This window comes from Cellulomonas sp. Y8 (assembly GCF_008033115.1).
Classification (GTDB): domain Bacteria; phylum Actinomycetota; class Actinomycetes; order Actinomycetales; family Cellulomonadaceae; genus Cellulomonas.
In genome coordinates, this window is sequence record NZ_CP041203.1 from 633531 (window position 1) to 658794 (window position 25264).

The following is a 25264-nucleotide window of genomic DNA, read 5'->3' on the forward strand; positions in this document are numbered from 1 at the left end:
GTCCCGCGCGCCGCCGGGTCCGCCCCCGCGGGCCGTCAGGCCGACGCCGTCGCGCGCTCCGGTCGCGGCGGGCGGGACTCCGGCACCGCCTCCGCGCTGCGCGTGACCAGCACCGGGCACTCGGCGCGCTGGACCACCGGGCGGCTGGTCGAGCCCAGCACCAGGCTGGCGAACCCCCCGCGCCCGCGCGTGCCCACCACCAGCAGGCTCGCGTGCCGGGAGCGCCGCACCAGCGCCTGCGCCGGCCGCCCCTCGGCCAGGTCGAACGCCACCTCGACGTCCCGCCGGGACGCCGCCCACGACCGGCCGCGCTCCAGCACGCGCTCCGCCTCCTCCAGCGCCACCTCGCCGGGCGAGCGCTGCGGGTAGGTGAACGCCCAGTACGCCGGGCTGGTCGTCTCGACCGCCGTGGTCCACGCCGTCACGACGCTCACGCCGGTGCCGAGGTGGGCCGCCTGGTCGCACCCGGCCTCGAGCGCGCGGAACGAGCCCGGGGACCCGTCGAAGCCGACCAGCACCGGGTCGCGGCCCGCGCCGGCGTGCGCGGACGCGGGCACCACCACCACCGGGCACCGTGCCCGGTGCAGCACGCCGGTCGCGGCCGACCCGATCAGGGCGTTGACCACGCCCGCGCCGCGCCGGCCGACCACGACCAGCCGGGCGTCGGCGGCCCGTTCGACCAGCACCCGCGCGGGCGGGCCGTGCCGCACCTCGGGCCGGGCGTCCACGCCGGGGGCCGCCTCGACCGCGATCCGCGCGCCCTCCTCGGCGACCTGCCGCACCTGCTCCTGCACCTCGCGACCGAGCCACGACTCGCCGGCGCCGCCGCCCTCGCGGCCCGCGAAGCCCCAGACGTGCACCACGTCGAGCGCCCAGCCGCGGCTCGCCGCCTGCGCCGCGGCCCACCGGACCGCCGCGGCCGACTCGACCGACGTGTCGTAGCCGACGACCACCCTGTCGTCCATCTCCCGCACCTCCGTCCCGCTGACGTCGGATGCGTCCACCATGCGCCTCGACCCCGCGGACACGCCAGGCCCTTGGTCCCTCGGGCGAGGCCGCGCGGGCACGCGCGCAGGTCAGCGACCGGTCGTCGAGAAGTGCTGGTAGTCGACCGGCGACGACCAGTCCCCGCCCCACCGCCAGCCGTGCGCCGCGAACGCCCGCACCACCGCGTCGTCCGCGTGCAGCACGCCCGGGGCGTCGAGCCGCGACGCGTACGGGACGCCCTCCGGCGGGAGCACCAGCGACCCGCGCACGTACGGGTTCTCGACCGGGTTCAGGTCGATCGCCCGGCCGTAGGCGTGCTCGGACCAGCCGGTGCCCCGGCTGATCGGCCGGCAGTTGAACGCCGAGGTGTTGTCCGCCGCCATCGAGGCGTCGTCGTCGCCGCCGAAGTCGTCGACCAGCCGCATCGAGGCGACCGGGTAGCCCAGGGCGAACAGCTCGCCGAACACCGCCACCACGCTGTCCGCGACGTCCGCGTGCACGACGAGCTCCCCCGTCGCCGTCGCGCCGTCGAACCCGCGGTAGGTGACCGTGACGTACCGCAGGTCGGCCAGCGGCACCGGGCAGCCCGCGCGCCAGGAGGACTGCATCCGGGCCGCCAGCTCGGGCGTGATCGGGCCGACGGTGCCCGCGTACCCGAGGGCGTAGGCGTCGGCGGCCACCGCGCCGTGGTCGGCCCACGCGGCGTCGGGGGCGAGGACCGCGGCGGGCTCGGGGTCCGCGGCGGGCGCGGGCGCGGGCTCGGCGGCCCGCGCGGCGGACTCCCCCGCCGGGCTCCGCCCCGGGGACGGCGCCGGGTCCCCGCCCGGCGTGCACGCGGCCGCGGCCAGCAGCAGCACGGCCGCGAACCCCGCCGGACGTGCCCGCCTCACGACGTCAGCTCCACGTCCACGACCACCGCGAAGTGGTCCGACGGGTACCGCCCGCCCACGGGTTCGGTCCCCGCGAGCCGGGCGCCGTCCGCGCGCAGCGTCCCGCCGGGGCGGCCGGGCCGGGCGAGCACGTGGTCGATCCGCTGGTCGATCAGCTCGACGACCTCCAGCGGCGCCTCCGGCACGACCGAGCTCAGGGTCGCCGCGGCCGGGTCGCCGCCCCCGAGCGGCCACAGGTCCGCGAGCTGCCGGGTCAGCGCCGCCAGCTGCGGGCCGTCGGGGCGCGCGTTGAGGTCGCCGAGCACCAGCACGGGCAGGTCGCCGTCCAGCTCGGCGTCCGCCGCGAGGTCCGCGAGCGCCCAGGCCTGCGCCATCCGGTCCTCGGCGTACCGCGGCTCCCACTCGAGCGTCGCCACCAGGACGTGCAGCGGCCCCGCGGGGTGGTCGAGCGTGGCGTGCAGGACGTGCGCCGGCGGCCCCGGGCGCTGGGTCGCCGGCAGCGGCACGGTCCGGGTCGCGAGCGGGGGCCACCGGGCGACCAGGGCGATGCCCATCTCGACGCCGGCCAGGTCGGGCTCCGGGGCGTCCGGGACCGGCGGCAGCCCGGTCGGCACGAACACCGCGGCGGGCAGGCCGAGGTGGTCCGCGACCAGGTCGGCCTGCGTGCCGTCGGCGTCCCGCCACGTCTCCACCAGTGCGAGCACGTCCGGGCGGGCGTCGGCGAGCACGCCGAGGACGGCGGGCTCCCGCTCCCGCCACGCGCCCCCGAAGCGCCACCACACGTTCCACGTCATGGCCCGCACGCCGCCAGCGTAGGGACCGGCGCGCCGACGCGCGCGCCCACCTGCGGGACTGGCCTCCCGGGCACCGGCGTGCCTACCGTGGGCCCTCCCCCGATCCCTGGACGAGAGGCACCCGCGTGCGCCGACCCGCCCTGCTGCTCGGCACCGGCGCCGTCGTCCTCGTCCTCGTGCTGCTCGCCGTGGTGCTGCTGGTCCGGGACGACGACCGCGCCGACGACTCCCCCGCCCCGACCGCGCCCGCGAGCACCGCGCCGGCCGAGGCCATGACCACCGTGCTGTCCAGCAGCTTCGACGAGGGCGACGAGGGCTGGGCCCCGCTCGGCGACGGCGTGCAGGTCGCCGCGGCGCAGGACGTCACGCACGACGGCGCGGGCAGCCTGCTGGTCAGCGGCCGGTCGGAGGCCTGGCACGGCGCGGCCGTCGACCTGTCGGGGTCGGTGGCCCGCGGCCAGGTGCACACCGTCTCGGCCTGGGTCCGGCTCGGCGACGGCGCGCCGGACGCGGACGTGCAGCTCACCCTCGAGCGCGACCCCGGGAGCGAGGACCCCCTCTACCTGCACGTCGCACGGGCCGCCGCCTCCGCCGGTGACTGGGTCGAGGTGTCCGGCACCGCCCAGGTCCCGGAGGGCGACGGCGGGTGGCGGCTGTACGTCGAGACCACCGAGTCGACGGCCGACCTGCGGCTGGACGACGTCACCGTGCAGCGCCCGACCCCGGAGGTGCAGACCGACGTGACCGCCCTGAAGGACGCGACGGAGGTGCCGCTGGGCGTCGCGGTCGGGCCGCAGGATCTCACCGGCCGCCCCGCCGAGCTGCTGCTCCGGCACTTCGACCAGCTGACCCCCGAGAACGCCATGAAGCCGATCACGGTGCAGCCGACGGAGGGCGAGCTCGACTTCGGACCCATGGACGAGGTGCTGGACTTCGCCGCCGCCCACGGGCTCACGGTGCACGGCCACACGCTGGTCTGGCACCGGTCGACGCCCGACTGGTTCTTCGAGGCCCCCGACGGCCGCCCGCTCACCGGCAGCGCCGAGGACCGCGCGCTGCTGCTCGAGAGGCTGCGCACGCACACGCGCGCGGTCGCCGACCACCTGGCCGAGCGGTACGGCGACGCGAGCCCGGTGACGTCCTGGGACGTCGTCAACGAGGCGCTCGACCCGCAGCAGCCGGACGGCCTGCGGCACAGCCGGTGGTACGAGGTGCTCGGCCCGGACTACGTCGCCGAGGCGTTCCGGATCGCGCGCGAGGAGCTGGGCCCGGACGTCACGCTGTACCTCAACGACTACGACACGGACGCCCCCGACCGCCGCCGCGGGCTGGTCCGGCTCGTGATGGACCTGCAGGCCGCGGGCGCCCCGGTCGACGGCGTCGGGCACCAGATGCACGTCGACCTGGACACGGACGTCGACCGGGTCGCCACGACCCTCGACGCGGTCGCGGCGCTCGGCGTGCGGCAGGCCGTGACCGAGCTGGACGTCGCGATCTCGGGGCGGGACGAGCAGCTGGACCGGACGCCGCCGGACCGGCTGGAGGCCCAGCGGGGGCAGGTGCGCGACCTGGCCGCGGCGTTCGCGCAGCGCGACCTGGCGTTCGTCGGCGTCTGGGGCCTGTACGACACCCGGTCGTGGCTGCGGGCCTGGCCCGAGGAGCGGCCGTACGAGGCGCCGCTGCTGTTCGACGACGACCTGCAGGCGAAGCCGGCCTACGAGGGGTTCCTCGAGGGGCTGGGCGCGGGCTGACGTCCCGTCAGGGCAGGTCGTCCGCGGCGACCGCGCCGGCGCGGTAGACCACCAGCGCCACGTCGTCCTCCGCGCCGTGCGGGGCGAGCGCGCGGATCAGGTCGTCGGCGACGGACGCCGTGCGCGCGTCGGCGGGCTGGGCCGCCACCTCCGCCACCAGCCGGTCCAACCCGGAGCGGAGCGTCTCGCGGCGCCGCTCGATCAGGCCGTCCGTGCACACGACCAGCAGGTCGCCGTCCGTCAGCCGCTCGACGGCCTCCGGGCGCGCGGCGGTCGAGATGCCGAGCGCCGCGCCGCGTCCTCCGACCAGCATCTCCGCCCCGCCCGCGGCCCGGCGCAGCACGGGCGGCAGGTGCCCGGCCGACGAGTGCACGACCGTGTGCTCCACCTCGTCGACGACGCCGCAGAACACCGTGGTGCACTCCGCCCCGGGCAGGGTGCGCGCGAACCGGTCGAGGCCGTCCAGCACGTCGGCGGGGCTGCGGTCCTCGAGCAGCAGGGCTCGGGTGGCGGCGCGCAGCTGGCCCATCCGCGCGGCCGCGTCGAGGCCGTGGCCCACGCAGTCGCCGACGACGAGCGCGCGGCGCCCCGGGCCCAGCTCGACCACGTCGTACCAGTCGCCGCCGACCGCCAGGTCGCCGACGGCGGGGAGGTAGCGGGCGACCACGCCCGCGACGCTGGACCCCTCGGGCAGGATCGCGGCCTGCAGCGTGTCGCTGACCTCCCGCAGGTGGTCCACCTCGATCTGGTGCCGCAGCGTGCCGCCGACCGCGGCGCCGACGATGCTCGCGACCAGGTGCAGGTACGACCGGTAGGCGTCGTCCCAGGGCCGGCGCCCGGCGCCGGTCAGCACCATCACCCCGACGGGCGCCGCGTCGACCACGCCCGCGAGCGGGACCACCACCGTCCGGCCCCGTTCCTCGGCCACGCCCGTGCGGGCGACCCGGTCCACGACGTCTCCGGGGGCCTCGGCTCCGCGTGACGCCCCGGCGCTGCCCCGCAGCTCGAGCGCGCCCCCGGCACCCCGGACGTACAGCGCCGCGGCCAGCACGTCGGGCGCGTCCTCGAACAGCGCGAGCGCCGCCGACGACAGCGCGTGCAGGTCGTCCCGCGCGGTCGTGACCGCGGCCGACAGGTCGCCGAGCAGCCGCATCCGCCGCTGCTCCACGACCCGCTCGGTGGTCTCGGTGACGATGTCCAGCAGCCCGCGCACCTCGTCGGAGGAGTCCCGGATCGGCGAGTACGAGTACGTGAAGTAGACGTCCTCGTCGTACCCGGAGCGGTTGGTCACCAGGTGCCGGTCGACCTCCCAGGTCCGCTCGCCGCGCTGCATGACCGCCTCGACCGACGGCCGCAGGTCGTCCCAGACCTCCTTCCACACCTCGGCGAGCGGCGCGCCCATCGCCCCCGGGTGCTTGTCGGAGCCGAGCATCTCCCGGTAGCCGTCGTTGTAGATCATCGTGAGCTCGGGCCCCCAGGTGACCAGCACGGGGAACCGGGTGCTGAAGCACATCTCGACCGTGAGCCGCAGCGCGGTCGGCCAGGTGCTCGGTACGCCCAGCGGCGTCGCCGCCCAGTCCACCTCGCGCGCCAGCGCGCCGGTCGCGCTGCCGGCGGTGACGCGCAGGAACCAGGGGGATCGCACGCTGGTGACCCTACGCGCCGCCGACCCCCGCCGCCGGGTGACGGCGGGCGGTCCGCGCGGGTCAGCCGTCCCGGTAGAGGCAGAACGGGTGGCCGGCCGGGTCCAGCAGCACGCGACGGGAGGGCTGCGGCTGGTGCCCGGCGAGGCGCGCACCGAGCCGCAGCGCGCCCGCGACCGCCTCCTCCAGGTCCAGCACCTCGACGTCCAGGTGCAGCTGGCGCTGCTGGCGCCCGTCCTCGGCGGGCCACACCGGCGGCTGGTGGTCGGGGCTGCGCTGCACCGCGAGGTACGCCACGCCGGACGGCGCCGCGACGACCGCGTGATCGGGGTCGTCGCCGACGACCTGCCAGCCCAGCACCTCCGCGTAGAAGGCCGCGAGCGCGCACGGCTCCGGCGCGTCGAGCACCACACCCCACCAGCCGTCGTCGGCCCGCCCCTGCATGCGCCCATCGTGGGGTCAGGTCGGGCCCCGCCGCACGTCGGGAGCGGACCGCGGGCGGCCCGCGCCGCTCAGCGCGCGCCCAGCTCCGCCACCCGCGGCACCGCCGGCGCCACGTGGTCCCGGACCCAGGTCGCCAGCGGCACCTCGGCCGGCGGGCGCAGGATGACCGTCTCGACGCCGAGGTCGGCGTACGGGCGCGCCGCCGCGACGAACCCGTCGACGTCGCCGGACAGCAGCTGGTCGCCGCCCATCAGCAGCGTCACCCGGATGTCCGCGTAGTCCCGGCCGACGTCGTCGCAGTGCCCGCGCAGCACGTCAAGCTTGCGGCCGACCTCCTGAGGGCCGGTCTCGAACAGGTTGCACGCGTCGCCGTACTGCGCGACGAGCCGCAGCGTCTTGCGCTCCCCCGACCCGCCCACGAGGATCTCGGGGCCGCGCCCGGGCCGGCTGAGCGGCAGGGGGCGGCACAGCGTCTCCGCGAGCCGGTAGTGCTCGCCCTCGAACGGGCCCTCGTCCTCGGGGTCCCACATCTGCCGGCAGATCCGCAGCGTCTCCTCGAGCCGCTCGAACCGCTCCTTCAGCGGCGGGTAGGGCACCCCGAGCGCCACGTGCTCCTTCTCGTACCACGCGGCGCCGATGCCGAGCGTCGCGCGGCCCTGGGACAGCACGTCCAGGGTGGCGACGATCTTCGCGAGCAGGCCGGGGTGCCGGTAGGTCACGCCCGTGACGAGCGCGCCGAGCTGCACCGTCTCCGTGCGGCCGGCCAGCATGCCGAGCGTCGTGTACGCCTCCAGCATCGGGTCGCTCGCGGGGAAGCCCGCGGGCTCCATCTGGAAGAAGTGGTCCATCACCGACAGCCAGGCCAGGCCGGCGTCCTCCGCCGCCTCGGCCGTGTCGGCGAGCTCGGGACCGAGCCGGGCGGGCTCGACCGCGTCGAACCGCATGAGGTGGGCGCCCAGGCGCATGGTGGCTCCTCCGGGGGGTCGTGCCGGGCGCGCGGACCGCGCCGGCTCCTCGGACGATGCCGCTTGGAGCGCGCTCGAAGTCAAGAGCGCTGAGCGCCCGGGCGGGCGGGGCGGGTGCCGCGGCGTCTGCTGAGGGCAGAACGGCGCGCCCGGCCGCGGCGGGGGTCACGGCGCTAGCGTGGCGGGGACCGAGGAGGTCCGCCCATGCCGCACGTCGCCGCAGCCCCGTCCGCCGGCCCCGCCACGCCTGGCGGGCGCACCGGGCCCGCCCGGCCCGCCGACCCCGTCGCCGCCCGGCCCGAGCCGCCGCTGCGCGTCCTCGTCGGCGCCGTGCTGCGCCGGCACCGCGAGCGCCAGGGCCGCACGCTGCGCGACGTCGCCGACGCCGCCCGGGTGTCGGTGCCGTACCTCTCCGAGGTCGAGCGCGGCCGCAAGGAGGCGTCCTCCGAGGTGCTGGGCGCGGTCTGCCGGGCGCTGGGGCTGCGGCTGGTCGACCTGGTGGGCGACGCGCACGCCGTGCTGGCCCGCGCGGAGGGCCGGGTGGTCGTCGACCTGGCGGGCGCCCCGGGCGCCGCGGTCCCCGGCCTCGCCCCGGTCACCCCGCTCGCCACCACCCGCCCTCCCTCGCGCACGGCGCTCCTCCTCGCCGCCTGATCCCGCCGAGGTCGAGGGTTTCCGGCCGGCACGCGGCGGGAAACCCTCGACCTCGCCGGAAACGCTCGACCTCGGCCGGCGCCGCGGTCAGGCCGCCGCGGACGGGAGCGCGGGCCGCTTGAGGGTCGTGATCACCGTGTCCGCGATCCCGTACGCCACGGCCTGCTCGGCGGTCAGCACGAGGTCCCGGTCGGTGTCGGCCCGCAGCTGCTCGCGGGACCGCCCGGTGTGCGCCGCCAGGATGTCGTCGACCTGCCCGCGCAGCCGGAGGATCTCGGCCGCCTGCAGCTCCAGGTCCGCCGCGGTCCCCTGCGCCCCGCCCGACGGCTGGTGCAGCAGCACGCGCGCGTGCTCGAGCACGTGCCGCTGCCCGGGCGCCCCGGCCGCGAGGAGCACTGCCGCCGCGGACGCCGCCTGCCCGAGGCAGTACGTCGCCACGTCGGGCCGGACGTACCGCATGGTGTCGTAGATCGCGAGCAGGGCCGTGACCGAGCCGCCCGGCGAGTTCAGGTACAGGTGGATCGGCTGGTCCGGGTCCTCGGACTGCAGGTGCAGCAGCTGGGCGACGACCACGTTCGCCACGCCGTCGTCGATCTCGGTCCCGACGAACACGATCCGGTCGCTCAGCAGCCGGGAGAACACGTCGGACGCGCGCTCGCCGTTCGGCCGCTGCTCGACGACCACCGGCACGGTGTAGGTCCCGGCCATCACAGGCCCGCCCGTCGCTGCGCGGCGTCCGGGCGGACGTCGTCCAGGTGCTCGACCACGCGGTCCACGAACCCGTAGGCCAGGGCCTCCTCGGCGGTGAACCAGCGGTCCCGGTCGGAGTCGCGCTCGATCGTCTCGACGCTCTGGCCGGTGTGCTCGGCGATCAGCGCCTGCATCGTCCGCTTGGTGTGCGCCAGGTTCTGCGCCTGGATCGCGATGTCGACGGCCGTGCCGCCGATGCCCCCGGACGGCTGGTGCATGAGCACGCGGGCGTGCCGCATGACGTTCCGCTTGCCCGGGGTGCCGGCGCTGAGCAGGAACTGCCCGGCGCTCGCCGCGAGCCCCATCGCGAGCGTCGCGACGTTGTTCGGGATCAGCCGCATGGTGTCGTACATCGCCATGGCGGCCGTGACCGAGCCGCCGGGCGAGTTGATGTACAGCGCGATGTCGCGCCGCGGGTCCTCGGCGGAGAGCAGGAGCAGCTGGGCGCAGACGCGGTTGGCGACGGTGTCGTCGACCTCCTGGCCGAGCACGACGATCCGCTGGTGCAGCAGGCGGGCCGCGAGGTCGTCGTCGAACGCACGGGCCGGCGGGGCCTCGGCGCGGTCGGCGGGCGGGACGGGGACGGGTGACATGCGGGCCTCCTCGGGTGGGCTGGTCCCCGCACGCTCGCACCGCGCACGCCCCCGACGGCCCCGGGTCTGCCCAGGGCAGACACCGTCTGCCGGGAGCAGACGGCGGTCAGCCCGCGGCGGCCGGCAGCCGGTCGTCCGCGGCGGCCCCGGCCAGGCGCGCCCGCCCGTCCGCCCGCGCCTCCCCCGCAGCCACCACGTCCGCCACCACGACCGTGACGTTGTCCCACGCGTCGGCGTCCAGGGCCTCGCCAACGAGCGCCTCCGCCACGGCCTCGGGCCCGCCCGGGGTGCCGAGCAGCGCCAGCACCCGCTCCTCCGGCACGTAGTCCGTCAGCCCGTCGGTGGACATCAGCCACCGGTCCCCCGGCCGCGCGTCGACCTCGAGCACCGTGACGTGCGCGGCGTCCTCGGCGTCGCCGGCCAGGCAATGCAGGATCACGTTGCGCCGAGGGTGGTGCGCCGCCTCGGAGGCGTCGATGACCCCGGCCTCGACGAGCAGCTGCACCAGCGAGTCGTCCCGCGTCACCCGGCGCCCCTCGCCGTCGCGCCACAGGTACGCGCGCGAGTCGCCGATGTGCATCACGCGCACGGCCTCGTCCGCGCAGAACACGCCGGTGAACGTCGTCGCCATGCCCTCCAGCGACGGGTCCGCGCGCACCCGCTCCGCGAGGTCGGCGTTCGCGGTCGCCACCGCGGCGCGCAGGTCCTCGGCGGTGAACCGGTCCGCGTCCGAGGCCGCCAGCGCCGCCATGAGCCGGTGCGCGACGGTCCAGGACGCGACGTCGCCGCCCGCGTGCCCGCCGACCCCGTCCGCGACGAACGCGTACCCCGGCGCGCAGCCGGCCGAGTCCTCGTTGTGCGGCCGGTGCTCGCCCGCGACCGAACGCAGGGCGGCGTCGAGGGTGAGCGGCACTGCGGCACCTCCAGGGGGATCGGGCACCTCGTGACCCCACGATGCCACGTCCGGGCGCACGTGCGCAGCCGGGTGCGGCCGGACGCAGCTCCCGGCCGCGCCGCCCGGGTGGCAGCACCCCGCGGGCGCGCCGGCGTCAGCCGATCAGCCCGCGCAGCGCCTCCGGCCGGACGTCGGTCTGCCCCGCGATCACCTCGCGCGCGCGGTCGGTCGCGTCCCACACGTCCCACAGCAGCACGCCCACCACCCGGCCGCCGTCGAGGTAGTAGACGACGCCCGCGCCGAGGTCGTCGCCGTGCCAGTCCTCGACGGTCTCGAGCGACGCGTCCAGCCGGCCGACCGCCTCGTAGCCGAGCTCGAACAGGTCGGAGTAGAAGAACGGGGTGTGGTCGTACGGCTCGTCGGCGCCCGCCAGGTTGCGGCCCGCCTGCCGGCCCATCGTGGTGGCGTTGTCGACGTGCTCGACGCGGCGGCGGCCCAGCAGGCGGTCCGGGTACTGCGCGACGTCGCCGGCGGCCCACACGTGCGGGTCGGACGTCCGCAGCCGGTCGTCCACCACCACGCCGTCGTCGACCTCCAGGCCCGCGGCGCGCGCGAGGTCGGTCTCGATCTCGAGGCCGGCGCCGACGACCACGCCGTCCGCCTCCAGCGTCCGCCCGTCGTCCAGGGTGACGACCACCCCGTCCGGCCCGGACTCCGTCGAGGAGACCTTCGCGCCGCGCAACAGCGTCACGCCCGCGTCGGCGTACCGGCGCTCGACCTTCCGCGCCAGCGCGGCCGGGAACGTCGATCCCGTCAGCACGTCCTGGGTGAACACCAGGGTGACCCGGGTGTCGTTCTGCACCAGGGCCGCGGCGAGCTCGGTGCCGATGTAGCCGCCGCCGACCACGACGACGTGCCGGCCGCCGCCGGCGAGGTCGCGCAGCCGCTCGTAGTCGCGCACGGTGCGGAAGTAGATGACGCGGCCGGAGTCCTCGACGCCCGGCAGCCGGCGCGGGTGCCCGCTGGTCGCGAGCAGGAGCGCGCCGTAGCCGACCGTGACGTCCGCGTCCGTCGTCACGGTGCGCGCCGCGGTGTCGACGGCGACCACCGCCTCGCCGAGCAGCAGCTCCGCGCCCGTCTCCTCCGCGGTCGGCAGCCACACCTGGTCGAGCGCGAACTCCGGGTCCGTCCAGAGCTTCTTGGTCAGGGCGGGCCGGGTGACAGGCGCGGTCGGCTCGCGGCCGATCACAAGGACCGTCCCGTCCGGGTCGACCTCGCGGATCCCGTGCGCCGCGGCGTCGCCCGCCATCCCGGCCCCGACGACGACGTAGTCGTAGCTGTCCCGCACCGTGCCTCCCGAAGGTCGCGTCCTCGCGGCCCAGCCTGGCGCGGCCGGTCGCAGGACGCCACCCCCGGGCGCGCCCGGGCCTCACGGCAGCGGCGTGACCGTCCAGGTCCCGTTGGTGCTCAGCGCCACGACGCCGGGCAGCGCCACGTCCGCCGTCTCGCTCAGCGCCTCGTCCCCGCCGAGCACCAGCGACGCCGGGCCGGTGGCGGGGTCGACGTCGACCGCCGACACGACCCGGGCCAGCAGCGAGTCGTCCGGCCCCGCCGGGGTGTAGTCGATCCGGGCGCCGCTCGCGGTGTCGCCGAGCAGCAGCACCGCGGCGCCGGCCCCCTGCTGCGGCCCGGTCAGCACCGGCAGCTCGTCCCAGCTGGAGAACGTGAGCGTCCAGGGGCCGACCGCGTCCAGCAGGAAGCCCTGCTTGGCGTCCGTGCCCTCGAGCACGTCAACGAGGTACGTCCCGGTGAGCGGCGCCGGGCCCGCGCCCCAGGGCGACATGCGGCCGTCGGAGGTGAGCACGACGTCGCCGGTGCAGGCGCCGCAGTCGAGCTGCGCCACGACGCCGAAGTCGCCGGCCCGGACGACGGCGATGCGCGCCGGCCCCTCGCCCGAGACGGAGGCCGGCGCGCCCTCCGCCACGGTGCCGGCGTTGAGCAGCGGGCGCGCGGGCCCGGCGGTCGGCGTCGGGCTGGGCGCGGGCGTCGAGGTCGCGCTCGGGGCGGGCGCCGCCGACGTGGCGGCCTCCGGGTCGGGCTCCGGCCCGTCCGACGTCCCGCACCCCGCGAGCAGCAGGAGCGGCAGGGCGACGAGGGCGACGGCGCGCACGCGGGCGCCGGGTCGGATCGGCATGCCCGCCATCCTGCCCGCGGCTCAGGCCGGCAGCGCGCCGGCGACGACCCGCCCGCGCGACACGACGGCCACGATGTTCTCCACCCGCAGCGCGTCGACGTCCTCCCACGGGCGACCGCGCAGCACGACGAAGTCGCTGCCGAGCCCCGGGCGGAGCCGGCCCGTGACCGACCCCAGCCGGATCGCGTCGGCCGCGTCCGAGGTGGCGGCGGCGAGCGCCCGCGCGGGCGTCCAGCCGAACATCGCCGCCATCGTGCGCACCTCCTCCATCTGGTCCCCGAAGCCGACGAACTGCCCCGAGGCGTCCGTGCCGAGCACGAACCGCACCCCCGCCTCCGCGGCGCGGGCGAATCCGGCGTCCCGCAGCGCGACGACGTCGCGGGCCTTGGCCTGCGCCTCCGCGGACACCGGCCGGCGGGCCTCCGCGATGATGTCGTTGATCAGCAGCGTCGGCGCGACCGGCAGGTCCCGCTCGACCAGCGCGGCGAGGTGGTGCTCGGCGATCGCGGTGCCGTGCTCGATCGAGTCGACGCCCTCGGCGAGCGCGATGTCGAGCCCTTCCACCGAGTGCGTGTGCGCGGCGACCAGCAGGCCGAGGGCGTGCGCCTCGTCCACCGTGGTGCGGATCTCCTCGGTGGTCTGGTTGCGCCAGCCGACCTTGTCCCCCATCGAGAGCACGCCGCCGGAGGTGTAGATCTTCACGCCCGCGGCGCCGGACCGGGCCCACACGCGGACCAGCTTGCGGCACTCGTCGGGGCTGTCGGCGGTCGGCGGCCGGTGCGGGTAGTGCGGCGGCACGAACAGGTCGCCGTGGCCGGCGGTCATGCCGACCTGGCCGTGCGACAGCAGGCGCGGTCCCGTCAGGACGCCCGCGTCGAACGCGCGGCCCACGGCGAGCTGGATCGAGTCCGCGGCCAGGTCGCGCAGCGTGGTGACACCCGCGCGGGCGCAGCGCAGCGCGTTCGCGGCGACGTGCAGCGACCGCTCCTCCGGCGGGGTGAGGATCGGCCACGCCGACGGGTCCTTCGCGGGCGCGCCCGCCGGGTAGCCGAGGTGCACGTGCGTGTCCACGAGCCCCGGGACCACGCTGAGGTCCGCGTGCCGGGCCGGTGCCTCCTCCACCGCGAGGATCTCGTCGCCGGACCAGGTCAGCCGGGCCGGGCCGACCTCGCGCTCGCCGTCCCAGAGCGGGAGGCCGTCGAGGACGTTCTCGTGGGTGCTGTCGGTCATGGCGGGTCCTTCGCGGGTGGTGCGGGCCGGGGTGGTCCCCGGCGGGGGGGCGGGCGGGCGGGCGCGCGGGCGCCCTAGAGGCGGGGGCGTGATCTCGCCGACGACGCGGTCCTCGACGTCGACCAGCGGGAGGTGCCGCCACCGGTCGAACGCGCCGCAGGGGTGGCTGATCCCCAGCCGGAGCACGGTACCCGGGGCGACGCGGGTGCCCGGCGGGACGCGGAGGAAGGCGTGGTGGTCGTTGACGCCGGTGACCTGCCACTCGGCGACGTCGGGCGCGTCGGGCGCGTCGGCCGCGTCCCCCGCGACCCCCAGCACCACGGGCAGCCGGTCGTCGGTCGGCGCCTCGCGGCGCCCGAACCCGGCGATCACCAGCCCGTCCTCCGGGGCCGACAGCACGGCCGCGCGCAGCTCGAACGCGGGCCGCAGGGTCGCGGACCCCCGGTCGGCGCCGAGCGGCGACGTGCGCCGGTAGACGCCGTGGTCGTGCGTCACGTAGCAGCCGGACCGCAGCACGGTCGTGACCGGCCGGTCCCACATCGCCGGGCCGAGCTCGCGCGCGACCAGGTCGAAGTACGAGGAGCCGCCGGCCGTGACCACGGGCACACCCGCGACCAGGCCGGCCTCGGTGATCGCGGTGACCAGCGCCCGGACCCGCGCCAGCAGGTCGGCGGCCCCGGGCGGGGCACCGGGGTCGTCGCCGACCGGCATCAGGCCCTCGAACGCGGAGACGCCCGCGAGCCGGACGCGCTCGGCGCCCGCCACCCGGCCGGCCAGCGCCAGCGCGGCGACGTCGTCCCGCACGCCCGTGCGGCCGCCGCGGAACCCGAGCTCCAGCAGCAGCGGCAGCGGCCGGTCGGGCCGGAGCCGGTCGAGCTCGGTCAGCAGCAGGTCCAGGCCCGCGTCGCTGTCGACGTAGCAGAGGTACTCGGTCGCGGAGCCGGCGGCGAGCAGGTGCTCGGCGACCCAGGCGATCGACCCGCGGTCGACCAGGACGTTCGCGTGCAGCACGCGGCCGACGCCCCAGCCGGCGAGCGTGCGCACCTGCGCGGGCGTCGCGGCGGTGAAGCCCCACGCCCCCGCGGCGGTCTGCCGGCGGACCAGGTCGCGGGACATGTGCGTCTTGGCGTGCGGGGCGAGCTGCACGCCCGCGGCGCGGCACCAGTCGGCCATCACCCGGACGTTGTGCTCGATCGCGTCGTCGCGCAGCAGCATGGCGGGCAGCTCGAGGTCCGCGGCGGCCGCGGCGGCGGTCGCCGGGCCGGCGGCGTGCCGGCCGCTCACGCGTCGACCCCCGCCCCGCCCGTGCGGCCGACCGGCTCGGGCCGGCCCGCCCGCAGCACCCGCCCGGCGCGCGCCCCGGTGAACTCCCCGCCGTCGACGACCACGGTCCCGGCGAGCACGGTGCACACGACGCCCGTCGGGCGCTCCCACGGCCGTTGCGGCGTCCCGGGGTGCCCCACGGTGGCGGGGTCGAAGACGGCCACGTCCGCGATCGCGCCCGGCACGAGCCGGCCGCGGTCGGGCAGCCCGAGCGCGTCGGCGGTCAGCGAGGTCATCTTCCGGACCGCCTCCGCGAGGTCGAGGACGCCGAGGTCCCGGACGTACCGGCCGAGCACCGTCGGGAAGCAGCCCCAGCCGCGCTGGTGCGCGTTGCCGACGGGCACGGAGTTGTCCGATCCGATGGCGATGAGCGGGTCGGCGAGGATCGCGCGCACGTCGTCCTCGGCCATGAGCTCGTAGACCATCATCGCGCCGGGGTCGGCGAGCACAAGGTCGCACAGCGCGTCCCAGGCGTCGAGGCCGCGCTCGGCGGCGACGTCGGCGACGCTCCGGCCGAGCAGGCCCGCGTCGGTGTGCATCGACAGCAGCACGCCCGCGGGGGTCGTCTGGGTCCAGGACCCGGAGCCCGGGCCGCCGGCCTGGGCACGCTCGAGCAGGGCGGCGCGGGTGGCCGGGTCGGACAACCGGCGCACGAGCTCGGCGCGCCCGCCGACCTGCGCCTCGGCCGGGAGCAGCGCGGTGAGGAAGCTCTCCCCCGTCGTGTACGGGTACGCGTCGCCGTGCGCGTCGACCCCCTGGGCCCGCGCGGTCCGGAGCGCCGCGAGCAGCTCGCCGGCGCGCCCGTGGTTCCGCCGGCCGGCGGCCTTGCAGTGCGAGACCTGCACCCGGACGCCGGTGCGCCGGGCGACGTCGAACGTCTCGGCGAGCGAGTCCACCAGGCCGTCGCCCTCGTCGCGCATGTGCGTGGCGTACGGCCGGCCCCAGCGGGCGGCGACCGCGGCGAGGGCGGCGACCTCGTCGGTGTCCGCGTACACGCCCGGCGCGTAGATCAGGCCGGTCGACAACCCGAAAGCGCCGTCGGCGAACGCCTGGTCCGCGAGCTCCACCATCCGGTCCAGCGCGCCCGGCGCGAGCGCCTCGGCCATGCCGTTCGCGCTGATCCGCAGCGTGTGGTGCCCGACCAGCGACGCGACGTGCGTCGTCGGGCCGTGCTCCTCGACGGCCTCCAGGTAACCGGCGAACGTGCGCGGCCAGGAGGACACCCCGGCGGCCACGGTCGACGAGATCGGCCGGTGCAGCTCCACCGCGCGGTCGTCGACCAGCGGGGCCGCCGAGTTGCCGCAGTTGCCGACCACCTCCGTGGTGACGCCCTGGAGCACCTTGAACGGCTGGGCTTCGGCCATGAACGGCACGACGTCCGAGTGGGTGTGCGCGTCGATGAACCCGGGCGCGACGACCAGGCCCGCGGCGTCGACCACCCGCGCGCCGGCGGGCGCCGAGGCGGCCAGGCCCGGGCCGACCGCCGCGACCCGGTCGCCGGCCACGAGGACGTCCGCCACCACGGGGGCGGCGCCGGTGCCGTCGACGACGGTCCCGCCGCGCAGGACGAGCGTCACGGCACCCGCGCGGGCCCCGGCACTGGTCACGACAGCTGCCCGATCCGCTCCTGCACCAGCGTGTCCACGATGCTCAGCACCGCGTACGCCAGCATCGTCACCGCGGCGACCGTGATCGCCGAGGCCCACATCGCGTCGTAGCCGAACGAGCCCGCGGCCTTGGAGATCGCGCCGCCCAGGCCCTGGCCGGTGGACAGCCACTCGGCGATCATCGCGCCGGTGACGGCGGACGGGACGGCGATCCGCGCGGAGGCCAGCGTCGACGGCACGGCCGCGGGCAGGGCGACCTTGCGCAGCACCGTCCACGACGAGCCGCCGTACGCGAGCACCAGGTCCCGGTGCTCCCCGGACACGCTCCGCAGGCCGTACAGGATGTTCGCCAGCGCGGGCAGGAACACCACGAGGATGACGATCGCCGTCACGCCCGCCTGGCCGATGCCGAAGATCAGCGTGATCAGCGGCGTCAGCACGACGAGCGGGATCGACCGCAGCACCATCGCGGTCGGCATGACGATCCGCTCCAGCACCGGCGACACGCAGAACACCACGGCGAGCAGGAACGCTGCGGCGAGGCCGACGACGTACCCGATGCCGGCGTCCCGGACCGTGACCGCGAGGTCCGCGGCGATGGTCGCGCGGTGGTCGGCGGCGCCCTCGGCGGTGACGACGTAGTCGAACACGTCCCAGGGGCGCTTGCCGATGAGCGGGCTGACGTCGAACACCTCGAGCACCGCCACCCACAGGGCGAGGGCCACGACCACGGCCGCCGCGAGGGTGCCGACCCGGCGGGCGACGAACCGCCCCGTCCCGCCGCTCATCCGCGCTTCTCCTTCGCCCAGGGGGTGAGGACCCGCCCGACCAGGCCGACGAGCGCGTAGCCGCCGAGCGCGATCAGACCGGCCAGGATGCTCAGCGCCCACACGCGGTCGGGCTGGATCTGGCGCTGCGCCGCGTTGAGCGCCACGCCGATGCCCGCGTCGATGCCGCCGAGGTACTCCCCGACGACGGCGCCGAGCAGCGCTGCCGGGACCGCCACCTGCAGGGCGGTGACGATCGCCGGCAGCGCCGACATGAGCTGGACCTTGCGGATCTGCGTCCACCGGCCGCCGCCGTACGCGGCGACGAGGTCCAGCGAGCTGCGGCTCGCCGAGCGCATCCCGAGGATGGCGCCGACGAGCGTCGTGAAGAAGACGAGCAGCGCGCCGAGGAAGATCGCCGAGGCGCGGCCGCCGAAGATGACCATGACGATCGGGCCGATCGCGGTGACGGGCAGGCAGGCCGAGATGACGCCGATCTGGGTGATCACGTCCTCCAGCCGCGGCACCACCAGCACGACCGCCGCCAGCGCGAGGCCGGCGAGGTTGCCCCACAGGTAGCCCTGCGCGGCGCGCGTCAGGGTCGGGACGACGTTGGCCTCGTAGAACGGCCAGCCGTCCGCGACCGCGGAGCGGGCCACGTCGACCGGGGACGGGAACGACGTGCTGTTCTCCAGGCCTGCGGTCATCGCCCACCACAGGGCGATCAGCAGCACGATGCCGACGGTGCCGCCGACCCACGGGCGGGCCAGGGCGCCGCGGAACCGCGCGAGGGCGACGCTCACTCGTCGCCCTTGCCGACGGATCCCGGGGAGAACAGCAGCCCGGACAGGTGGTCGACCACCTCGTGGAACTCCGGGGTCCGCATCATCTCCGGCGTGCGCGGGCGCTCGAACGGGATCTCGACGACCTCGACGATCCGGCCCGGGCGCGCCGACATCACGGCGACGTAGTCGGACAGCAGGGCCGCCTCGGCGATGCCGTGCGTGACCATCAGGGTGGTCGCGGAGCGCTCGGTCCAGATCCGCTGCAGCTCGAAGTTCAGCCGCTGCCGGGTCATGTCGTCGAGGGCGCCGAACGGCTCGTCCAGCAGCAGGAAGTCCGGCCGCACCGCGAGGGCCCGGGCGATGGACGCGCGCTGCCGCATGCCGCCGGACAGGTGCGCCGGGCGGGCCTTCTCGAAGCCCGTGAGGCCGACGAGCTCGATCAGCTCGTCGACGATCCCGTCGTCCTTCCGCTTCTGGATCTCCAGCGGGAGCCGGATGTTCTTCTGCACCGAGCGCCACGGCAGCAGGGCCGGGTCCTGGAACGCGATGCCCATGCCGTCGGCGCGCTTGCCGGTCGCGACGGGCGTGCCGTTCACGGCGACCGTGCCCGACGTCGGCGTCTCGAGCCCGGCGAGGATGCGCAGGATCGTCGACTTGCCGCACCCGGACGGCCCGAGCAGCGACAGGAACGAGCCGCGCGGGGTGGACAGGCTCACGTCCTCCAGCGCGGTCACCGACCGGCGGCCGGAGCGGAACTCCTTGCCCAGGCCGGTGATCTCGATGCCCGGGGCCGGGGACGTGGGCACGCCCGCCCCCGCGGCCGAGGGGGTCGGCAGCACGGGGGCGGGCGTGGACCGGGGGTCGGTCACGAGAGCAGGTCCGGGTTCTCGGCGTAGACCTCGTCGAGGAGCGACAGGTCGAACAGCTCGTCGGCCGTGATGTCGACGCCGGCGTAGCCGAGGGAGGCGATGGTGCCCTCCTGCAGCTCGTCGCTGACGGTGAGCAGGCCGTTCGTCGCGGTCTCGTCCGACTCGATCAGCGTCGCCTGGCGGTCGAACGACAGCGTGATCGCGTCGGCGTCGTACTGCTGCTCCTTGCCGTACGTGTTCACGGTGAGGTCGACGGCGCGCTCCGGGTCGTCCAGCGCCGCGCGCCAGCCCTCGGCCGTGGCGAGCAGGAACGCCTTGACCTCCTCGGGACGCTCGTCGATGGCCTCCTGGGAGGTCACCAGCACCTCGCCCACCATCGGCAGGCCGTTCTCGGCGAGCAGGAACTCGGTGGCGTCGAAGCCCGCCGCGGTCAGCGCGGCGGCGCCGGTCGTGGTGTAGCCGATGAAGCCGTCCACCTGGCCGGTGGTGAGCATCGACGTGTCGGACAGCGGCACCGTCGTGACCTCGGAGGCGTCGATCTCGTTGGCGGCGAGGAACGCGTTCCACACCAGGGTGTTCGAGTCGGAGACCGCGATCGTCTTGCCGGCCAGGTCGTCCGGGCCCTCGATCGGCGCGGAGGTCGCCGACACCAGCGCGAACGGGTTCTGCTGGTACGTGGCGCCGACGATCTTCAGGGCGGCGCCGCTCTGGATCGCCGGGGCGGTGATCAGCGGGGAGGACAGGCCGACGAAGGCCTGGCCGGAGGCGACGGCCGCCTCGGCGGAGGTCGCCGACGAACCGCCCGCGGTCAGCGTGACGTCCGCGAACCCGGCGTCCGTGTACAGGCCGTCCTCCACCGCGAGGTACTCGCCCGCGAACTGCTGGTTCTTCAGCCAGGACAGCTGGACGCTCACCGCGTCGAACGACTCGGCGGCACCGGACGCGTCGTCGGACGAGCCGGCGGTGTCGTCCGAGGAGCAGGCGGAGAGCAGGAGGCCGGCGGCGGCCACGGCGGCGGCCAGGCCGGCGATCCGGCGCCGGGGGCGCGCGGTGAAGGAGCGGGTCACGTCAACCTCGATCACGTCGTGCGGCGCCCGCGGCTACGGGCGGCCGCGGTGCCAGGGGGAGGGTCGCGCCGGGCGACCCGGCGACTGCACCCATTCGACAGGCCCGGGCTCGGCCGTCGCCATGTGGGATCCTCCGAACTCGACCCGCCCCGGCGGTGCGGTCCGTTGTGCGACCCACCGAGCGCGTCACGTGCGCGTCACACGACGAGGGCGTACGGCCACGCACCCGGCGGATCGACCAGCCCCTCGCCGCAGGACCGCCGCCGGTCGTTGGTGGATCGCACGAGGCCGCAGGCCACGGCCCTGTGGTTGGCTTCCCGGCAAGCGTGGACGACACCTCCGCGACGACCGACGAACGACGAACGACCGGGAGCAGGACGTGTGGCCGACGGCTGAACTGCACGTGCACATCGAGGGCACGCTGGACGCCGACCTCATCCGCGCGCTGGCGGACCGCAACGGGCTGCCCGTCCCCGCGGGCGCCGGGCGGGGCGCGCCGTTCCGCGACCTGCAGGAGTTCCTCGACGTCTACTACGCGAACCTCGACGTGCTGCGCACGCGGCAGGACTTCCAGGACCTCGGGGCCCGGTACCTGGCCCGGGCGGCCGCGGCCGGCGTCCGGCACGCCGAGATCTTCGTCGACCCGCAGTCGCACACCGAGCGCGGCGTCCCGGTCGAGGACGTGCTGCTGGGGCTGTCCGCGGCGCTCGCCGACGCCCGCGCGGTCCACGGCATGTCCGGCGGGCTGATCGTCTGCTTCCTGCGGCACCTCGGTCCCGAGGCGGCGATGGCGACGCTCGAGGCCGTGCTCCCCCACCGGTCGCTGCTGCTCGCGGTCGGCCTGGACTCCAGCGAGGTCGGCTTCCCGCCGTCGCTGTTCCGCGACGTGTTCGAGCGCGCCGCCGCCGAGGGCCTGCGCCGCGTCGCGCACGCCGGCGAGGAGGGCGGCCCGGACTACGTGTGGGAGGCCCTGGACATCCTGGGCGCCGAGCGGATCGACCACGGCAACCGCGCGCTGGAGGACGTCGAGCTCGTCGCCCACCTGCGCGCCACCCGCACCCCGCTGACCGTGTGCCCGCTGTCCAACCTCGCGCTGCGCACCGCCGGGCCCGACCTCGCGGACCACCCGATCGCGGTCATGCTCGACGAGGGCCTGCGCGCGTCGGTGCACTCGGACGACCCCGCCTACTTCGGCGGGTACCTGGACGACAACGTGCGCGCGCTGGTCGCCGCCGGGACCGTCACCGAGGACCAGGTCGGCGTGCTCGCCGCGAACGCGGTCGCGTCGTCGTTCCTGCCCGACGCCGGCAAGGCCGCGCTCCTCGCCGAGATCCGCGCGCACGCGGAGCGGGTCGGCGCCGCCGTGCCCGCGCTCGCCCTCGACCCGGCGGAGGTCTGAGCGTGCGGAGCACCGAGGTGACCACCGGCCGGCGCGTGGCGGTCGTGCTGGAGCCGGGCGACGAGGTGCTGGCGGCGCTGACGGAGGCGTGCCGGGACCACGGCATCCGGCAGGGCTTCGTCCCCGTGTTCTCCGGGGCGTTCCGCACCGCGCGGTTCATCGCGGCCGACGTGCCGGTCGACGACCAGGAGCCGCCGCTCCCCCACGAGGTCACCGTGACCTACACCGAGGGCATCGGCAGCGGCACGATCCTGTGGGACGCGGAGACCGGCACCCCCACGCCGCACCTGCACCTGGCCGTGGGCGTGAAGAACGCCGCCGCGGCGGGCTTCGCCGGGCACGTGCTGAGCGCCGAGACGCACTACACGGTCGAAGTGCTCGTCGAGGAGGTCGTCGCGCCGGCGCTGCTGCGCGTGCCGGACCCGCGCGCGTACGGCATCCCGACGATGCACTTCGCCTGACCGAGCGGTTCTCAACCCGGATCGCGCTGTTCCTCAGCGATAATCACTACAGCGATCTGACTGAGCGTGAGAATCACGATCAATAACTCAGCGAACGCGTAAAAGGCCGAGAATAGGCCGAGCGCTAGCGCGACCCTGTGGGAGGTCAACATGCCCGCGGGCGCTACATCGATATCGCCTCCAAACGCTACGGCGAGCGAGCAGGTCACAATAAGGACGAACTGGCACACCGACGCCCAGGCCAGCACAAAGATGAGGTCCGACAGTGCACTCTTTCCCGGGACTGACCCTGCCGCGCGCGACCATAGCCGTGCACGGCGAGCCCCCGGTAGGCCGATTGACAGTACAGTAGCTGAGACACAGGCACCAAACGCGATTGCCGCAAAAGTGAACCCTATGTCGGCGAGCTCGTTAATCCGCATCCCGCCTACTGGCAGGTGATCCACCGCGAGCGCGACCACCACCGCGGAAGCCCCCGCGAGCCCGAAGGCAGGGTGAGCGATTATCTCGCGACGCCGAGGCCAAACCTGGCCGCGCACAAATCTCAGGTCTCTCTCCGCGACGGCAAGCTCGGGCGAGTCGCCCATCGTCACTCCTCAGCGTCACCCGTCTCTGCGCTCTCCCGGCCCATCGCACGGATGCGAGCCACCAACCGCCTCGCACCAGCAGCGAGCGCGACCACTTGCTGCTCTAGCGGACTTGACGCATCGACTTGGGCGGTCGCTCGCATTATATGACTAGAGAGGCTCACTGAACGCTCGCCGTCGTAGTCTGGCATCGAACCCTTGACGGTGGCATTCCTGAGCGGACCGACAGGGTTCTCGGCAACTTCCTTGACGTCCTGGACAATCCCCTCGTCTTTGGCGAGACTCTGACCGCGATCCGCATTCAGCTGCACCTGGACCTGCGCCGCGTTTGAATCACCGGCCTGAGCCAGAAGATTGATCGCGCTCGCCGTCCAACTCTTGTTGGGCCGCCGCATGGTGATCGACGCTTCTCGGATTCGCGCGAATCGCTCAATCTCGCGCACGAAAGACGCAGCAGGAACGGGATTCAGGCTGATAACGAGCTCGTCTAGACCGAGCCTTTCTCGGCCGATCGCAGTAAGAAGTCGCTCAATTTTCGAAACGGGCACGCCAGGCCGCTTCCGCTCGACCACGAGGAAGCGGGAGCCGTAATCAAAGAAACCCCAAACTCCGTTCACCATGAAACGACCGGCGCCAGGATCAACGACGGATGCCACGGAAGTAACAGGATCGAAGAGGAGCGGGTACTCGTCCTCGCTCCCCGACACAAAAAGGAGCGCGAGAGTCCCCGATGAGTCCTGCATGTCGCTCACTGCAACTGTCTCTCCGGAGACCGAGGCTCGCAATTGTCCGAGCGGCAGTTTCGCGATCCGGGAGAAGAACTGGCGATAGTCGAGAAGTTCTTCGTCGCCGGAGCCTGGATTGATGTGGCCGTGGACGCTGAAGGCTGTGAGCGAACGCGTTACCTTGCGAGCCAATTCTCCCCCTGAGTGATTGGTGCGCGAGAGCTGTCCGCGCCCACCGAGGCTAGAGCGCGCGCCTCGGCGCTGGTCGTAGACCGTGTCCCATTCAGCCGATCGGCGTAATGCGATCGGCTCTGGCTACTCGGTCTCGTCCAGGCAGGTCATCGCGAGGAACAGGTCGACGCGGTCGGACATGGTGCTCATGTCGCGGCTGGTCAGCTCCTCGATGCGGGCGATCCGGTAGCGCAGCGTGTTCGTGTGCAGGTGCAGCTGCCGCGCGGTCTCCTGCCACGCGCCGCCGCCGTCGAGGAACGCACGCAGCGTGCCGACCAGGTCCGCGTTGTGCCGCTCGTCGTAGGACAGCAGCGGTGCCAGCACCTCGCGGGCGTACCCGGACCGGGTGCTCTCGCCGAGCATCCGCAGCAGCGCGCGGTGCGTCTGCACGTGCAGCGACGTCGACACCACCACGGGCTCGGGGCCCGAGGCGTTCTGCACCCGCTCGACCGCCGTCGCGATCGCCGAGTTCAGCCGGCTGACCCCGCTGACCGGGTCGCTCATCCCGACGCGCAGCTGCCGGCCGTCGAGCAGCAGCAGGTACTCCTCGGCCAGGTGCTCGGCGAGCGGCCGCTCGTCGTCGCCCACGCCGTTGACCAGCAGGATCGCCTGGTCGTCGAACCGGCAGCCCAGGACCCGGTGCCCGCGGGCCGTCAGCGTGCGCTGCAGCATCTCGAGCACCGCCGCGCGCGGGAACCGGGCGTCGTCGACCCGGGCCGCGACGATCGTCGTCTCGTCCGACGGGGCCATGCCCTCCAGGCGCATCCGGGCGGAGATCGCGCCCGGCGACGCCTCGGCGTCGCGGATCGCCGTGATCAGCGCGGCGACCTGCGCGTCCCGGGTCTCGCGCCAGCGGGCGGCGAGCTCCATCTCGACGCGCAGCGCGCCCACGACCGCGTCCAGCGCGAGCGCCACCTCGTCCGAGAACGACCGGTGGTCGCCCCAGCAGCCGAAGAAGCCCGACCGGTCGCGGGCGCCGGTGCGGACGATCGTGGCCGGCCCGTGCTCCGTGCCCTCTCCGGGCAGGATCACCCGCTTGTCGTGCTCCCGGGCGATGACGGCGTTCCACTGCTCGGCGACCTGCGCGCGGTCCGGGGCGGCACCCGCGGTGGCCAGCAGCATCCCGGTCTCGTCGATCACCCAGCAGCCGACGGCGAACTCCGCGGTGAACTGCGCCAGCAGCTCGGCGACCCCGCCGCCGCGCGACACCGTGTCGGCGATCCGGCGGCTGAACCGCATCGTGCGGTTCGCCAGCCCGGCCGCGGAGCCCGGCTGCCGGGTGGCGATCTCGTCGGCGATCCGGCGGAACGACACCCCGGGCGACACCGTGAGCAGCGTGAGCCCGCGGGCGCGGCAGATCGCGATGACCTCGTCGGGGATCACGCCGATCTCGATGAGCCCGAGGACGACCGCCGCCACGTTCTGCTGCGCCAGCGCGCCGAGGAAGGTCGCCGCACCGTCCGGCCGGTCGAGCCACAGCCCGCTGGTGAGCACCACGTCACCCGTCGACAGGAACCGCGACGGGTCGGGCAGGTCGGTGATGTACGCGGCGGTCACCGGGCGGTCGAGCGCGTCCGGCTCGGCGGCCACCACGCTCAGCCCGAGATCGGGTGCGGCCAGGAGGTCACGGACGTCCACTGCTCACCACCTGGT

The 25264-nt window shown here is 75.3% G+C and carries 24 protein-coding genes; 4 read left to right on the top strand and 20 right to left on the bottom strand.

Annotation, left to right across the window (positions count from 1 at the left end; all coding sequences use genetic code 11):
* Positions 1–35 precede the first annotated feature (35 nt).
* From FKM96_RS02820 to FKM96_RS02830, 3 genes are all read right to left on the bottom strand, one after another.
* Positions 36–965: a universal stress protein gene (locus tag FKM96_RS02820; RefSeq protein WP_168216850.1), complete on the bottom strand. Its 930-nt coding sequence runs from the start codon at positions 963–965 to the stop codon at positions 36–38.
* Between the two features lie 111 nt (positions 966–1076).
* Positions 1077–1877, bottom strand: a complete 801-nt coding sequence (locus FKM96_RS20970) for a M15 family metallopeptidase (RefSeq protein ID WP_210417351.1) — start codon at positions 1875–1877, stop codon at positions 1077–1079.
* Entirely contained in the window at positions 1874–2671 is a 798-nt protein-coding gene (locus FKM96_RS02830; protein WP_246855321.1) for an endonuclease/exonuclease/phosphatase family protein, read from the bottom strand. Before FKM96_RS02830 ends, FKM96_RS20970 begins: the two co-directional genes overlap by 4 nt.
* A gap of 125 nt (positions 2672–2796) precedes the next feature.
* Here FKM96_RS02830 and FKM96_RS02835 point away from each other — a divergent pair, with 125 nt between their 5' ends.
* Positions 2797–4422: an endo-1,4-beta-xylanase gene (locus FKM96_RS02835; protein ID WP_147793954.1), complete on the top strand. Its 1626-nt coding sequence runs from the start codon at positions 2797–2799 to the stop codon at positions 4420–4422.
* 7 nt (positions 4423–4429) lie between these two features.
* Here the strand turns inward: FKM96_RS02835 and FKM96_RS02840 are convergent, their stop codons facing one another.
* The 3 genes from FKM96_RS02840 to FKM96_RS02850 form a co-directional block, all read right to left on the bottom strand.
* A complete protein-coding gene (locus tag FKM96_RS02840; protein WP_147793955.1) occupies positions 4430–6067 on the bottom strand; it encodes a SpoIIE family protein phosphatase in 1638 nt (545 codons plus the stop codon).
* Between the two features lie 61 nt (positions 6068–6128).
* Positions 6129–6509 carry a VOC family protein gene (locus FKM96_RS02845; protein ID WP_147793956.1) on the bottom strand — a complete coding sequence of 127 codons (381 nt, stop codon included), beginning with the start codon at positions 6507–6509 and terminating at the stop codon, positions 6129–6131.
* 68 nt (positions 6510–6577) lie between these two features.
* Positions 6578–7474 carry an LLM class F420-dependent oxidoreductase gene (locus FKM96_RS02850; protein WP_147793957.1) on the bottom strand — a complete coding sequence of 299 codons (897 nt, stop codon included), beginning with the start codon at positions 7472–7474 and terminating at the stop codon, positions 6578–6580.
* 204 nt (positions 7475–7678) lie between these two features.
* On the opposite strand from FKM96_RS02850, the gene FKM96_RS02855 reads away from it, so the two are divergent.
* Entirely contained in the window at positions 7679–8128 is a 450-nt protein-coding gene (locus FKM96_RS02855; protein WP_147793958.1) for a helix-turn-helix domain-containing protein, read from the top strand.
* Between the two features lie 87 nt (positions 8129–8215).
* On the opposite strand, the gene FKM96_RS02860 is transcribed toward FKM96_RS02855, so the two are convergent.
* From FKM96_RS02860 to FKM96_RS02910, 11 genes are all read right to left on the bottom strand, one after another.
* Positions 8216–8836, bottom strand: coding sequence for a ClpP family protease (locus FKM96_RS02860; protein WP_147793959.1), 621 nt, complete (start codon positions 8834–8836; stop codon positions 8216–8218).
* Entirely contained in the window at positions 8836–9471 is a 636-nt protein-coding gene (locus FKM96_RS02865) for a ClpP family protease (RefSeq protein WP_147793960.1), read from the bottom strand. Before FKM96_RS02865 ends, FKM96_RS02860 begins: the two co-directional genes overlap by 1 nt.
* A gap of 106 nt (positions 9472–9577) precedes the next feature.
* Positions 9578–10384 (bottom strand): PP2C family serine/threonine-protein phosphatase, encoded by an 807-nt coding sequence (locus FKM96_RS02870; RefSeq protein ID WP_168216851.1) that lies wholly within the window; start codon positions 10382–10384, stop codon positions 9578–9580.
* Positions 10385–10520: 136 nt separating this feature from the next.
* On the bottom strand, positions 10521–11714 hold the full coding sequence (locus FKM96_RS02875) for an NAD(P)/FAD-dependent oxidoreductase (RefSeq protein ID WP_246855166.1): 1194 nt from the start codon (positions 11712–11714) through the stop codon (positions 10521–10523).
* Positions 11715–11795: 81 nt separating this feature from the next.
* The gene (locus FKM96_RS20500; RefSeq protein ID WP_168216852.1) at positions 11796–12560 is read right to left on the bottom strand and encodes a hypothetical protein; all 765 of its coding nucleotides are present in this window, start codon (positions 12558–12560) and stop codon (positions 11796–11798) included.
* Positions 12561–12581: 21 nt separating this feature from the next.
* Positions 12582–15074, bottom strand: a complete 2493-nt coding sequence (locus tag FKM96_RS02885) for an amidohydrolase family protein (RefSeq protein WP_147793962.1) — start codon at positions 15072–15074, stop codon at positions 12582–12584.
* Complete coding sequence (locus FKM96_RS02890) at positions 15071–16720, bottom strand: amidohydrolase family protein (protein WP_210417352.1); 1650 nt, start codon at positions 16718–16720, stop codon at positions 15071–15073. The genes FKM96_RS02885 and FKM96_RS02890 overlap by 4 nt, the downstream gene beginning before the upstream one ends.
* Entirely contained in the window at positions 16717–17508 is a 792-nt protein-coding gene (locus tag FKM96_RS02895) for an ABC transporter permease (protein ID WP_147793963.1), read from the bottom strand. The genes FKM96_RS02890 and FKM96_RS02895 overlap by 4 nt, the downstream gene beginning before the upstream one ends.
* Entirely contained in the window at positions 17505–18290 is a 786-nt protein-coding gene (locus FKM96_RS02900; RefSeq protein ID WP_246855167.1) for an ABC transporter permease, read from the bottom strand. The genes FKM96_RS02895 and FKM96_RS02900 overlap by 4 nt, the downstream gene beginning before the upstream one ends.
* Complete coding sequence (locus FKM96_RS02905; protein WP_147793964.1) at positions 18287–19111, bottom strand: ABC transporter ATP-binding protein; 825 nt, start codon at positions 19109–19111, stop codon at positions 18287–18289. The genes FKM96_RS02900 and FKM96_RS02905 overlap by 4 nt, the downstream gene beginning before the upstream one ends.
* A 26-nt stretch (positions 19112–19137) precedes the next feature.
* Entirely contained in the window at positions 19138–20208 is a 1071-nt protein-coding gene (locus tag FKM96_RS02910) for an ABC transporter substrate-binding protein (RefSeq protein WP_147793965.1), read from the bottom strand.
* A gap of 379 nt (positions 20209–20587) precedes the next feature.
* On the opposite strand from FKM96_RS02910, the gene add reads away from it, so the two are divergent.
* Complete coding sequence (gene add, locus FKM96_RS02915) at positions 20588–21607, top strand: adenosine deaminase (protein ID WP_246855168.1); 1020 nt, start codon at positions 20588–20590, stop codon at positions 21605–21607.
* Between the two features lie 2 nt (positions 21608–21609).
* Complete coding sequence (locus FKM96_RS20505) at positions 21610–22068, top strand: PPC domain-containing DNA-binding protein (RefSeq protein ID WP_168216853.1); 459 nt, start codon at positions 21610–21612, stop codon at positions 22066–22068.
* 11 nt (positions 22069–22079) lie between these two features.
* Here FKM96_RS20505 and FKM96_RS02925 read toward each other — a convergent pair whose 3' ends face one another.
* From FKM96_RS02925 to FKM96_RS02935, 3 genes are all read right to left on the bottom strand, one after another.
* On the bottom strand, positions 22080–22655 hold the full coding sequence (locus tag FKM96_RS02925) for a hypothetical protein (RefSeq protein WP_147793968.1): 576 nt from the start codon (positions 22653–22655) through the stop codon (positions 22080–22082).
* Between the two features lie 2 nt (positions 22656–22657).
* A complete protein-coding gene (locus FKM96_RS02930; protein WP_147793969.1) occupies positions 22658–23572 on the bottom strand; it encodes a hypothetical protein in 915 nt (304 codons plus the stop codon).
* Positions 23573–23695: 123 nt separating this feature from the next.
* Positions 23696–25249, bottom strand: coding sequence for a PucR family transcriptional regulator ligand-binding domain-containing protein (locus tag FKM96_RS02935; RefSeq protein WP_147793970.1), 1554 nt, complete (start codon positions 25247–25249; stop codon positions 23696–23698).
* Between the last annotated feature and the right edge of the window lie 15 nt (positions 25250–25264).